The organism is Nonomuraea sp. NPDC049421 (genome assembly GCF_040677005.1).
Taxonomy (GTDB): Bacteria; Actinomycetota; Actinomycetes; order Streptosporangiales; family Streptosporangiaceae; genus Nonomuraea; species Nonomuraea salmonea.
Genome location: NZ_JBFAQA010000017.1, coordinates 117,023 through 128,918, shown reverse-complemented (window position 1 = coordinate 128,918; position 11,896 = coordinate 117,023). Strand labels below are relative to the sequence as shown.

The 11,896-nt window shown below is 71.5% G+C and carries 10 protein-coding genes; 5 read left to right on the top strand and 5 right to left on the bottom strand.

Annotated elements, in window-relative coordinates; all coding sequences use genetic code 11:
• Nucleotides 1–223 precede the first annotated feature (223 nt).
• Both AB0K18_RS27610 and AB0K18_RS27605 read right to left on the bottom strand, forming a co-directional pair.
• Nucleotides 224–523 carry a hypothetical protein gene (locus AB0K18_RS27610; RefSeq protein ID WP_364919543.1) on the bottom strand — a complete coding sequence of 100 codons (300 nt, stop codon included), beginning with the start codon at nucleotides 521–523 and terminating at the stop codon, nucleotides 224–226.
• A 151-nt stretch (nucleotides 524–674) separates the two neighbouring features.
• Nucleotides 675–980 (bottom strand): LysM peptidoglycan-binding domain-containing protein, encoded by a 306-nt coding sequence (locus AB0K18_RS27605; protein ID WP_364919540.1) that lies wholly within the window; start codon nucleotides 978–980, stop codon nucleotides 675–677.
• Nucleotides 981–2,235: 1,255 nt separating this feature from the next.
• Between AB0K18_RS27605 and AB0K18_RS27600 the strand changes: the two genes are divergently transcribed.
• Entirely contained in the window at nucleotides 2,236–2,514 is a 279-nt protein-coding gene (locus tag AB0K18_RS27600; RefSeq protein ID WP_364919537.1) for a hypothetical protein, read from the top strand.
• Nucleotides 2,515–2,542: 28 nt separating this feature from the next.
• Complete coding sequence (gene lexA / locus AB0K18_RS27595) at nucleotides 2,543–3,250, top strand: transcriptional repressor LexA (protein ID WP_364919534.1); 708 nt, start codon at nucleotides 2,543–2,545, stop codon at nucleotides 3,248–3,250.
• 230 nt (nucleotides 3,251–3,480) lie between these two features.
• Here the strand turns inward: lexA and AB0K18_RS27590 are convergent, their stop codons facing one another.
• Nucleotides 3,481–4,920 (bottom strand): family 43 glycosylhydrolase, encoded by a 1,440-nt coding sequence (locus AB0K18_RS27590; protein WP_364919532.1) that lies wholly within the window; start codon nucleotides 4,918–4,920, stop codon nucleotides 3,481–3,483.
• Between the two features lie 99 nt (nucleotides 4,921–5,019).
• Nucleotides 5,020–5,868: an aminoglycoside adenylyltransferase domain-containing protein gene (locus tag AB0K18_RS27585; RefSeq protein ID WP_364919529.1), complete on the bottom strand. Its 849-nt coding sequence runs from the start codon at nucleotides 5,866–5,868 to the stop codon at nucleotides 5,020–5,022.
• A 128-nt stretch (nucleotides 5,869–5,996) separates the two neighbouring features.
• Between AB0K18_RS27585 and AB0K18_RS27580 the strand changes: the two genes are divergently transcribed.
• Nucleotides 5,997–7,040: an aminotransferase class I/II-fold pyridoxal phosphate-dependent enzyme gene (locus AB0K18_RS27580; RefSeq protein WP_364919526.1), complete on the top strand. Its 1,044-nt coding sequence runs from the start codon at nucleotides 5,997–5,999 to the stop codon at nucleotides 7,038–7,040.
• A gap of 114 nt (nucleotides 7,041–7,154) precedes the next feature.
• Here AB0K18_RS27580 and AB0K18_RS27575 read toward each other — a convergent pair whose 3' ends face one another.
• Nucleotides 7,155–10,304, bottom strand: coding sequence for a PDZ domain-containing protein (locus tag AB0K18_RS27575; protein ID WP_364919523.1), 3,150 nt, complete (start codon nucleotides 10,302–10,304; stop codon nucleotides 7,155–7,157).
• Between the two features lie 148 nt (nucleotides 10,305–10,452).
• On the opposite strand from AB0K18_RS27575, the gene AB0K18_RS27570 reads away from it, so the two are divergent.
• Entirely contained in the window at nucleotides 10,453–10,881 is a 429-nt protein-coding gene (locus tag AB0K18_RS27570; protein WP_364919520.1) for a hypothetical protein, read from the top strand.
• 49 nt (nucleotides 10,882–10,930) lie between these two features.
• Complete coding sequence (locus AB0K18_RS27565) at nucleotides 10,931–11,896, top strand: LLM class F420-dependent oxidoreductase (RefSeq protein WP_364919517.1); 966 nt, start codon at nucleotides 10,931–10,933, stop codon at nucleotides 11,894–11,896.

The following is an 11,896-nucleotide window of genomic DNA, read 5'->3' as shown; positions in this document are numbered from 1 at the left end:
GCCACCGACTCCCAACGCGAGAACCACGCCCGCACCACCGCCCACCCGGAACGGCACCTCGTACAACCCCATCCACCTGCACTTCCATCCCTTCAGAAGGAACCCAACGCACCCCATGCCCACCCGCCCGCCTGCCGCGGCTGCCTGACCGCCTGGCCGCGTCACCAGGAAAGCCGGGCAGCCCTACCCACCCATCACCCAGGCAAGCCCCCTTGTCGTGAGGTCACCAGGGGACGACGTCGCCGTGTCGGTCCAGGAACCCCAGATCGGGTGCACCCGCCTGCGCTTCGAGAACGTCCACGACGGCCGGGGCGCTCTCCTCAGGCTTGAGAGGCGCCCCCGGCCCGCCGAGCCGGGTCTGGTTGTGCCCGGGGTCGATGAGCAGCGTGGTGTGACCGTCATCGGCGTGTCGGGCGGCGTAGCTGCGCATCAGCTGGTTGAGCGCGGCCTTGCCAGCCCGGTAGAGCTCGTAGCCGCAGAACGAGACCCCTGCCGCCCGAGGCGAGCCGTGCCCAGCCGCCACGGGCAGCGGCACCGCAACGGCGGACCGGCACCCCGGACCCGAGCCACGCCAGGACAGGACCATCGCAGCCCGAAACCATCTCCGACCCGGCCGTCGTGGTCAGCGGCCCCATGACCAGCGGGCACCATGGCCGGTGGTGCCGGGTCGGTCGTCACCGTAAGGCGGCGGTGCCCCCCGGTACGTACAGGCGGCTGCCGGGCCGGATGAAGGAGTCGGGCAGGCCGTTGAGCCGCTTGATCTCCTCCACCAGGACGGCAGGGTCCTCGCCCTCCGCAAGAGCATCAGCGATCTTCCACAACGTGTCCCCCTGGTGCACCTCGACCCACGGCAGCCCGGCGTGGGCCGCCACCACGACCCGCACCTCCGCATGACCGACCGCCCGGGTGCCGAGCCAGAAGCCGCCCAGCGACAGCAGCGCCATCGCGACGACCACCACGATCCGTCCGCGTCGCGTCAACCGCACAGGAGCCGCCTGCCGCCGCGCCCCGGCCCTCCCCAGCCCAGGCACACCGACCCGCTCCCGCCGCCCAACGCTCCCCGCCGGACCCACACTTCCCCGCCCAACTCCGCTTCCGCGCCCGACCGCACCTCGCCGCCCGCCCGGATTCGGCCGCCCCGCCAAGCGTGGCCGCCCGGGCGCGCCGTCCCGTCCGGCCATGCCCGCCCGTCCAGCCATGCCCGCCCCTCCGGCCATGCCCGCCCGTCCTGCGGTGATCCCGCGCCCTAGCGCTTTCTTACGCTTGGCCGCCTTCTCCCGTCCGCTTCCTTTCCTCCGCCCGCTTGCTTCCTCCCTGCTGCTTCCTTTCTCCCGCCCGCTCACGTCCTCCCGGCCGGCGGTCTTCTTTCGCCCGGTGGCCTTCTCCACCATGGTCGTGCGCTCCCCTCGCCGTGCGCGACCTCCGGCCCGGCCCTGTGAGAACGCGCCGCCGCGTTCCGAGGCGATCCACATAGGACGTCGCCCGGCTCCAGCGCTCCTACCCGGCGCGGGCGCATTCGCCTCGCTCTGTATCAGCGTCAGCGGGCCTCGGCTGAGCATGCAGGCGTCGCCCGCGTCGGCCCGCTCCCTCCGGAAGCGCCGGAAACGCCGGAAAGGTGCGATGCCCTGGACGCCCTTCCCGCCCCGGTCGCCACGGCCCCCGTCGCCACGGACACCCCCGTCGCCACGGATACCACCGTTGCTGCGGATGCCCTCACCGCTGCTGGTGCGGGAAGCGACGACACGGCCGAGCGGGGTGTCGTCCCTGGCATCGCGCGAGATTGAGGGAGCGACGTCAGGGCGTGCGGGTGTCAGGCGAGAGCTCAGCGGTGTCACGTCGGGGGGCGGGCCGCTGACCTTGGTGCCACGTCGGCGTGCTTTGCGCGTAGGTGGGACATCGTCGCGCAGCGGGCCCGCGCCGCGTTGCTCCCGGCGAGCCCCGCCCCTGCCCGAGGCCCCGCTCCGCCCCTGTGCGTCGCGCTTCGCTCTACCCCTCCCCGGCGCCCCTTCACTGCCCAGCCCCGCACCGCCCGCCGTCGTGCCACGGCCCGACGGCCTGGCGGCGGCTGCGTTCCCGGGGGTGTCTGCGTCGGGTGGGTTGGCGGGGCGTGGGGGTGGGACGAGGTGCAAATGGGGTCTTCCGCCGTGGCGGGCGCGGGGCCCCAACCTCTTGCCGGAATTCGTGCGAACGCCACCCCCCGCCCGCGTATTGTCTCCCCGTCGATCGTTACTTCGCGTGGCTTCGGCGATCAAGGTGAGCCGGTTGACGTCTTCGCTGGTCGTGTCCGTGTTTGTGGGCCTTCGCATGGATGACCTCCTGCCGTGTGGCCTGAGGAAAAGGCCAAATAAGATCAGCAAATCGAACACGGTGTCGATCGAACTCCCGTACGATGTTGTACACCACACTGGCGACAATTTCGAGGAAGACTCGAACAATTGTTTGAAGATGATCTTCAACAGCGATACGGTCGCTGTGTGCGACATCGGGACCACAGACCGGGAGGTCCGCCGGTGAGGCGGGCAGCCAGGCGAGGAGGAAGAGCATGACCGAGCGGGATGACACCAACGGGGTCAGCGACCTCGCGGTGCGCCGACGAGACTCCCTGGGCCTGACGCCCAGGCAGCGCAAGATCCTCGAAGTGATCCGCGACTCGGTGCAGCAGCGCGGATATCCGCCCTCCATGCGTGAGATCGGCGAGGCGGTGCAGCTGACCAGCACGTCCAGCGTGTCGCACCAGCTCACCGCCCTGCAGCGGAAGGGCTACCTGCGGCGTGACCCGCATCGGCCGCGCGCGCTCGAGGTGCGCCTGCCGGGCGAGCCGGTGCTGTGGGTCGACCCCGACGCCGGTGCCGAGGAGCCCACGGTCAACCGGCCGACGGCCGCCTACGTCCCGCTCGTGGGCCGCATCGCCGCCGGTGGCCCGATCCTCGCCGAGGAGAGCGTCGAAGACGTCTTCGCGCTGCCGAAGCAGCTCGTCGGTGAGGGCACGCTGTTCCTCCTGCAGGTCACCGGTGACTCGATGATCGAGGCCGCGATCGCCGACGGCGACTGGGTGGTCGTACGCCAGCAGCCCGTCGCCGAGAGTGGTGACATCGTGGCGGCGATGATCGACGGCGAGGCCACGGTCAAGACCTTCAAGCGCAAGGACGGCCACGTCTGGCTCGTCCCGCACAACCCCAACTACGAGCCCATCCCCGGCGATGAGGCCAGTGTGCTGGGCAAGGTCGTCGCGGTCCTGCGCCGCCTCTGACCCCTGATCTTCCTCCGACTCCTCGCGGGATGGCGCTCGGGCACACGTCCGAGCGCCAGGCGGGGCGCAGGACGCGTGCGTCCCGTCCCCGGTCCCGCGGATTGATGTGCTCTCCAGGTTCCTGAATGTCGTGGTGAGGGTGGCAGGGCCGGCGGCTCCTCACGTTCTCGGTGTCGCTCACGATGTGTGCTGTGGCGACGCCGGCCCCTGCCCCGGCCGGCGGCCCCTGATCACTCCAGGATGAAGCTGGCGCTGTTGCGGAACGTGGTCGTTCCGTCGTCCCGCTCCACCCACACCGTTCCCGCGCGGTGCCGCAGGTAGTAGCCGGGGAAGTTGATCGACTCGAAGGACACGGTGCCGCTGCCGGCGAGGCCGGTACGCCGGGTGAAGGAGGCGTCGGCGTCGAAGAGGGCCGAGCCGTCCCGCTGGTGGACCCATCCCTCATGGTTGCGGTGGCGCAGGTAGTAGCCAGGGAAGTTGGTCGATTCCAGGGAGACGGTGCCGGTGCCGGACAGCCCGGTCACGAGCCTGAACTGGGAGTCCGCCAGCGGGGTGACGTTGTTCTCCAGACGGGCGCGGAAGTCCCAGTGCCGTACGGCCGAGCCGGCCACGTCGTACGACATGAGCCGCACCGGCGTGACCCCGTCGGCCACCGGGATGCCGAAGTCGGGGGTGCCGTCGGCGCGCCAGTACACCTTCTGTACGCGAGTCCGCCGGTTGGGGTCGTTGAGCGGGTCGCCGGAGATGTCCCGATAGTTGCGATCGTGGTAGACGATGAGGTCGCTCTGCCCGTCCTCGGAGACCGTGAACGAGTTGTGCCCGGGGCCGTACTGACTGGTGGCGGCGTTGCCGGCGAAGACGGGGTTCTGGCTCTTGGTCCACGACGCGGCCTGCAGCGGGTCGGCGGAGGCCGAGGCGGTGAGCAGGCCGACGCAATAGTTGGCGTCGGTGGCACTGGCCGAGTACGTCAGGAAGAGCCGCCCGTTACGCTGCAGCACGGCGGGCCCCTCGGCCACCTTGTAGCCGCGCGTCTCCCACGCCAGCGTGGGCACGGTCAGCCGGGTGACTGACCCGGTGATCGTCCAGGGGTTGGCGCCCATCCGCGCGATGTAGAGGTTGGAGTTGGTCGCGATGCCCGGCTCCTGCTGCGCCCAGAGGAGATAGCGCACGCCGCCCGCGACGAACGTGGTGGCGTCGAGCGAGAAGGTGTCCCAGGGGGTGGTGATGCGGCCGCGCTCGATCCAGGTGCCGGTCAGCGGGTTGGCGGCGGCGTTCTCCAGGACGTACATGCGGATGCGCCACACGTCGTCGGCCCGGCCGGCGGCGAAGTAGACGTACCACTTGCCGTTGATGAAGTGGATCTCGGGGGCCCAGATGTGGGCGCCCATCTCGCCGCTGGTGTGCCGGCGCCAGATGACGGTCTCGGGTGCGGTGGCGAGGCCCTGGATGGTGGTGGCGCGGCGCAGCACGATGCGGTCGTACTCGGGGACGGTGGCGGTGAAGTAGTAGTAGCCGTCGGTGTGCCGGAAGACGTGCGGGTCGGCGCGGCGGGCGGCGATCGGGTTGGTGTACTGCACGGCCGGGGAGGCGTGGGCGGCGCCCGGTGGGAGGATCACGAGCAGCATTGTGGCCATGAGGACGAAGGCCACAGTCCGGCGGAGGGCGGTCATGGGCGTCCTTTCCGGAGGGGAGCCGGTGTTAGCGCTAACATAACGCCAGCCGGCTCCGCGCCGACGGGATCGCATTCGTACCCCGGACCGGCCGCCCGGTCAATCCCCCCGCGCCTGAAACAGCCGGTGCCCGGCCACGATCACGTGGCCGGCGAACTCCAGCACGTCCCTCCGCCGCTCGAACGGCGAGCCGTAGAGCGAGCGCCGAGGCGTGCCGAAGTGCTCGCCGAAGCACGACACCAGCCCGGCGAAGGACGGCTGCGCGGAGTCGTCCTGACGCAGGCGCAGGGCCTCGTTCACCACCCGGTGCCAGCGCTCCGGGAACGTCTCCAGCGCGTGCAGCGCGGCGTCCGTCTTGGACGCGATCTCGCCGGTGGCCAGCGTGTAGTGCAGCCGGGAGACCCCGGTGACCACCCACACCGTGCCGTACGCGCCGAGCGAGGTCACGCCCCACGGGGACAGAAGGCGGGAGGCGCGGTGGACCAGCCGGCGCCAGTAACGGTCGAGGTTGCCGTCGGTCCACGCGGCCAGCGCGGCGGGATCGTTCCAGATCTTCAGCTCTTCCGGCTTCGGCCCCCGGCAGGTCAGGCCGTGGCGGGCGAGGGTGTGCCAGGTGACGGGGTCCGGCTCGCCGCGCCGGTTGAGCCTGGCGCCCTGCGCCTGGGGGCGCTCGCCCAGCTCGGCGGGGTCGTGGCCGAGGTCGTCCCAGGTGAGGTAAATGCCTTCGACGGGGTGGGCGCCGAGCCTGGTGTGGATGCGTTCGAGCACGCCGGGCGCCGGCGGCCCGGTGGTGACGGCCACGAAGTCGATGTCGCTGGTGTCGGGCCGGTAGTCGCCGAGCGCCGCCGAGCCCTCGAGGTAGAGCCCCTCCACCAGCCCTGGGGCCTCCGCGTCCGCCACGGAGAGGTACGTCTCGACGATCGCGTCGATCTTCGGGTGGGGCGTCATGGCCGCCCAGCCTGCCATAACCCGCGCCACCGCCTCATCACATTCAGAAATCCTAGAATGGCCACGTGGAGGACGCATATCCCCCAATAGACCTTAAATCAGTACACGATGGGCTTAAGTGGGCGGCGGTGGACCCAGGCGTCATCCCCGCCTGGGTCGCCGACATGGACCTGCCCACGGCCCCCGCCGTCACCGAAGCCCTGGCCAGGCGGACGGCAGGCGACCTCGGCTACCCCGCCTGGCTGCTCGACCCGAGCGCGGGCCCGCTGGCCGAGGCGTTCGCCGAGCGGATGTCGGCCCGCCACGGCTGGGACCCCGACCCCACCCACGTCCGCCCCTTCAACGACCTCAACCAGGCGCTCCAGGTGCTGCTCCAGATCGGGACGCGGCCCGGCGACGGAGTGGCCCTGCACGTCCCCGCCTACCACCCGTTCCTGACCACGCTGGAGGTCATGGACCGCCCGCTCCATCCGATCAGACTCGAACCGGACGGCGATACCTGGCGCTTCGAGGTGCCCGACCTGTCGGGCTGCCGGGTCCTGCTGCTGGTCAACCCGCACAACCCGACCGGCCGCGTCTTCACCCGCGCCGAGCTGACCGCGCTCGCCGAGTGCGCCGAGCGCCACGACCTGCTGGTCATCGCCGACGAGATCCACGCCGACCTCGTGTACGCACCCCACCACCACATCCCCTTCGCCACGATCCTCCCGGACCGCACCGTCACCCTCACCTCGGCCACGAAGGCGTTCAACCTGGGCGGCATCCGCTGCTCGGTCGCGCACCTCGGCCACGCGGGCGTCCGCGCGGCCTTGGAAGCACAACCCCCCTTCGTGTACGGCTCCCCGAGCGTCTTCGGCGTCGACGCCACGGTCGCGGCCTGGCGGCACGGGGACGCCTGGCTGGCCGAGACCCTGGCCCTGCTCGACCGGAACCGCCGCACGATCGCCGCCCGGCTGCCGGAGACGTTCGGCTACCGGCTGCCGGAGGCGACGTACCTGGCCTGGCTGGAGGCGGGGCGGCCGGGCATGGCGGAGGTGATCGAGCGCGAGGCCAGAGTTCGGCTGAACGACGGTGCCGGCTTCGGCCCCGGCGGCGAGCACTACGTACGGCTCAACTTCGCCACCACCGAGGCCATCCTGGCCGAGATCCTCACCCGGCTGACCGTTCTCTGAGACCGGCCGGGCCGCCACGAGCGGCCCAGCCGATCAGCAGGGCCTATCAGCAGGGCCGATCATCAGAGCCGATCACCAGAGCCGATCAGCAGAGCCGATCATCAGAGCCGATCATCAGGCGGGCAGCGGCGGCAGCTGGGGCGGCGTCGCCGGCGGGTGCTCGTCGAGCGCGGCGAGCGCCAGCTCGATCGCCTTGTCGAGCTGCGGATCCCGCCCGGCGACCCGGTCCTGCGGCGTGATGACGACCTCGACGTCGGGGTCGACGCCGTAGTTCTCGACGCCCCAGCCGGGCCCCTCCAGCCAGAACGAGTACCGCGGCTGGGTCACCACGGTCCCGTCCACCAGCGAGTACCGCTGGTCGATGCCGATGACGCCGCCCCACGTGCGCACGCCGACGAGCGGCCCGATGCCGCGGTTCTTGATGCCCTGGCTGACGATGTCGCCGTCGGACCCGGCGAACTCGTCGGCGACGGCCACGACAGGCCCGCGCGGCGAGTCGTCGGGGTAGCGCATCGGCCGGTAGCCACGGGAGACCGACCAGCCGGTGACCTTGCGCGACAGCTTCTCCAGGACCAGCTCCGACAGGTGCCCGCCGCCGTTCTCCCGCACGTCCACGATGAGCCCGTCGCAGGCGATCTCGGTGCGCAGGTCACGGTGGAACTGCGCCCATCCGGGCGCTCCCATGTCGGGCACGTGCAGGTAGCCGAGCCGGCCGCCGGACGCCTCCTTGACGTGGGCGCGCCGGTCGGCGACCCAGTCGTGGTAGCGCAGCGCGGTCTCGTCGGCGATCGGGCTGACCACGACCCGGCGGACGTCGCCGCCCGACGCGGGCCGCACGGTCAGCTCCACGGGCTGGTTCGCGGTGCCGGCCAGCAGCGCGAGCGGGCCGCGTACCGGATCGACGGGACGACCGCCGACGGCGAGGATGGCGTCGCCCGGACGGACCGCGACGCCGGGGGCGAGCAGCGGTGAGCGGGCGGCGTGGTCGGACGACTCGCCCGGCAGGATGCGGGTGACGCGCCACACGCCGTCGTCGTCCCTGGCCAGGTCGGCGCCGAGCAGGCCCTGGCGGCGGCGCGGGTCGGCGCCGCCGCCGTTGCCGATGGCGTAGGCGTGGGAGGTGCCGAGCTCGCCCTGCGTCTCCCAGAGCAGGTCGATCAGCTCGGAGTGGCAGCCGATGCGCTCGACGAGCGGCTCGTAGCGGTCGAGCACGCCCTGCCAGTCGACGCCGTTCATGTCAGCCCGCCAGAAGTGGTCGCGCATGAGCCGGCCGGCCTCGCGGAAGCCCTGCCGCCACTCGGCGACCGGGTCGATCCGCACGCTGATCCGGTCGAGGTCGATGGTGACGGGGTCGTCGCCCTCGGTCGCGGCGCGGGTCTGCAGGCCGTTCTTGCCGTGGGTGACGAGCCGGGAGCCGTCGCCGCTGACCTCGAACGAGCGCACCTCCCTGGTCAGCTCGGCCTTGGCACGCTTCTTGAGGTCGTAGCGTTCGAGCACGACCTCGTGGTTCTGCTCGGAGCCGTCGCCGAGCCGGCCGGTGACCGGGTGGCGCAGCCAGAGCAGCGCGTCCTTGGCGGCGCGCAGGTTGCCGTAGCGGGCGGCCTGCACGGGCAGAGGCACCGCGCGGTCGAAGAGGCCGTCGGTGTCCACCTCCGTACGCGGCGGCTCGTCGTCCTTCTTGTCGCCCTTGGCGGGCTTGTCGTCCTCGCCGTTGAAGCCGCGGCCCTGGAGGGAGGGGTCGAACGGGGAGGGCGTGGTGGCCTGAAGGGGCACGATGTACGGCTTGCACCCGTACGGGAAGGACAAGTCGAAGACGTGCGTGTCGTAGACGGGATCGAAGGTGCGTACGGACAGGAACGCCAGGTGCTTGCCGTCCTTGGTGAAGACGGGGTCGTAGTCGGCGAACCTGGCAGGGGTGACCTCGATGACCGAGGAACCGTCCACGCGGCCCATCTTGATCTGCGTCAGCCGCTCGTCGTGCGGGAACTCCCAGGCAAGCCAGCCGGAGTCGGGGGAGAACGTGAGCCCGGAGACGTCGCCCTGGTCGGTGCGGTCCAGCTCCCTGACGTGCCCGCTCTCCACGTCCACGACGAGCAGCCGCCCGTCGTGGCAGGCGACGGCCACGTGCTTGCCGTCGGGGGCGGCGGCCAGCTCCAGCACGCGGCCGAGCTGCCCGGCCGCCAGCGTGCTGATCTCACCGCCGGGGGTGCCGAGTTCCAGGGCGTCCTCGCCGGTGGCGTCGGAGACCCACACGGCTCTGCCGTCGGCGTCGAGCACGCGCGGCAGCCGGACGCGGACGCCGGGCTCGGCGCGCAGCACGCCCGCGGGGCCGTCGCGGTGGGTCACCCAGTGGGCGGTGCCGCGGATCTCGACGGTGCTCGCCCGTCCGGTGGCGTCCGGCGCGTACGAGCCCACCCGCAGCGGCGCCGGCCGCCTGGCCCGTCCAGGGCGCGGCCCGCCGAGGCGCACGTCCAGCCGGCGCGGCTCGGCGTCCAGGCTCTCCAGCAGCCACAGGTCACCGGCGTGGGAGTAGATCACCCGGCGGCCGTCACTGGTGGCGTGGCGGGCGTAGAACTCCTCGTGGGAGGTGTGCTTGCGCAGGTCGGAGCCGTCGGGCAGGGCGGAGTAGACGTTGCCGGTGCCGTCGGCGTCGGACAGGAACACCAGGCGGTCACCCACCCAGCTCACCGACCAGTACTGCGCCGTGCTGTCGGCGAACAGCCGAGTGAACTCGCCGGCCCCCTCGGCGTCCACCCAGATCTTGCCGGCGGTGCCGCCCCGGTAGCGCTTCCACTGCGACGGTTCACGCCAGATCGACGACACGGTGGCGACCCGCGGCCCGTCGACGGCCACCTCGCTGATCCACCCGTACGGCAACCGCGTGGCCTGCCCGCCGTCGAGCGGCACCGCGTACGCCCAGCGCCGTACACGCGAGCTCTGCCCCGCCTCGGTCACCGCCAGCACGTCACCGTCGGCCGTCCAGCCGCGCACGGTGGTGCCGTTGCCGCCCCAGTGGGTCAGCCGCTCGCCCTCCGCCCCGTCGAGCTCGGCGGCGAACACCTCGGCGGCGCCCTCCTTGGTGCTGGTCCACGCGATGCGGCCGCCGTCGGGGGAGAAACGCGGATTGCTCACCGGTACGCGGTCGGCGGTGAAGCGCCAGGCCCGCCCTCCCTCCAGCGGCGCGAGCCAGACGTCGTCGTCGGCGACGAAGGTGACCAGGTCACCGTGTAGATGCGGGTATCTCAGGTATGCGCCATTTGTCACCCCTGCACACTAATCGGCGACGTCAAGCCAAGCCCAAGAATTCTTCCACCGGCGGACGCGACCGGCCCTGGAAAACCCCAAGTCCGGGATGCCACAGGCCCCCACGGGCAGAAGGATGGCCGCTGTCCCGACGTTCTGTGAGGCACTGATGAGGATCTTCGCCCGCGCCCACCAGCTCCCCACCCGCCTGGCCGCCGCGGCCGTCATCCTGAACTCCGGCGTCGAGAAGACCGGCGCCGACGAGCAGGCCGCGGCGGGACTGCACGGCATGGCGTCGGGAACCTACCCGTTCCTGGCGGGCATGGAGCCGAAGGCGTTCGTCCGGCTGCTGTCCCGCTCGGAGATCGCGCTCGGCGCGGCGCTGCTCGCGCCGTTCGTGCCGTCGCTGCTGGCCGGGGCGGCACTCACCGGCTTCGCGGCGGGCCTGCTCGGCCTCTACCTGCGGACGCCGGGGATGCGCAAGGAGGGCAGCCTGCGCCCGACCCAGAACGGCACCGCTATCGCCAAGGACGTCTGGCTGCTGGGCATCGGGCTGAGCCTGCTGATCGAGGAGCTGGGCGACCGCGACCATCATTGATCTCCGTACTGCGGCCGCTAAGGTTCACAAAGCGGGGTAGCCGGGACACATGGTACAGATCGGCTACACCTTGATGTCCGAGCAGACCCCGGCCCGCGAGCTCGTCGACTACGCCGCCGCGGCCGAACGGACCGGCTTCGACTACGCCGTCATCTCCGACCACTATTTCCCTTGGCTGGAGGAGATGGGGCACTCGCCCTACTGCTGGTCGGTGCTCGGCGCCGCCGCCCAGGTGACCGAGCGGCTGCCGCTCATGACGTACGTCACCTGTCCCATCATGCGCTACCACCCGGCCGTCGTCGCGCAGAAGGCGGCCACGATGGGCGTGCTGAGCAAGGGCCGCTTCACCCTCGGCCTGGGCGCCGGCGAGAACCTCAACGAGCACGTCATCGGCGAGGGCTGGCCGCCCGTGGACACCCGGCACCGCATGTTCGCCGAGGCCGTGCAGATCATCAGGAAGCTGTTCAGCGGCGAGTACATCACCCACCAGGGCGAGTTCTACGACGTGGACTCGGCCAAGCTGTACGACCTGCCGGAGCAGCCCGTCCCCATCGGCATCGCCGCCTCCGGGGGCCAGTCGGCCGAGCTCGCCGCCCAGTACGGCGACGTGCTGGTCATCAACGAGCCGATGCCCGAGGTGGTGCAGCAGTTCAACGCGGCGGGCGGGCAGGGCAAGCCGGTCTACGGCCAGCTCGCCATCTCCTACGACACCGACCGCGAGGCCGCGCTGCAGCGGGCCCACGAGCTGTGGCGCTGGAGTGTCAGCGGCTGGAAGGTGATGGCCGAGCTGCCGGGCCCGGTGAACTTCGCCGCCGCCGCCGGCACCGTACGCCCCGAGGACGTGGCGAAGAGCGTGCCGTGCGGCGACGACGTGGACGCCGTCGTGGAGAGCGTCAGGAAGTTCGCCGACGCGGGGTTCACCCACGTGGCGCTCGTGCAGATCGGGCACGACCGGCAGCGGCAGTTCTTCGACTGGGCCGAGAAGGAGCTGCTGCCGGCCCTGCGCGAGGCGTGA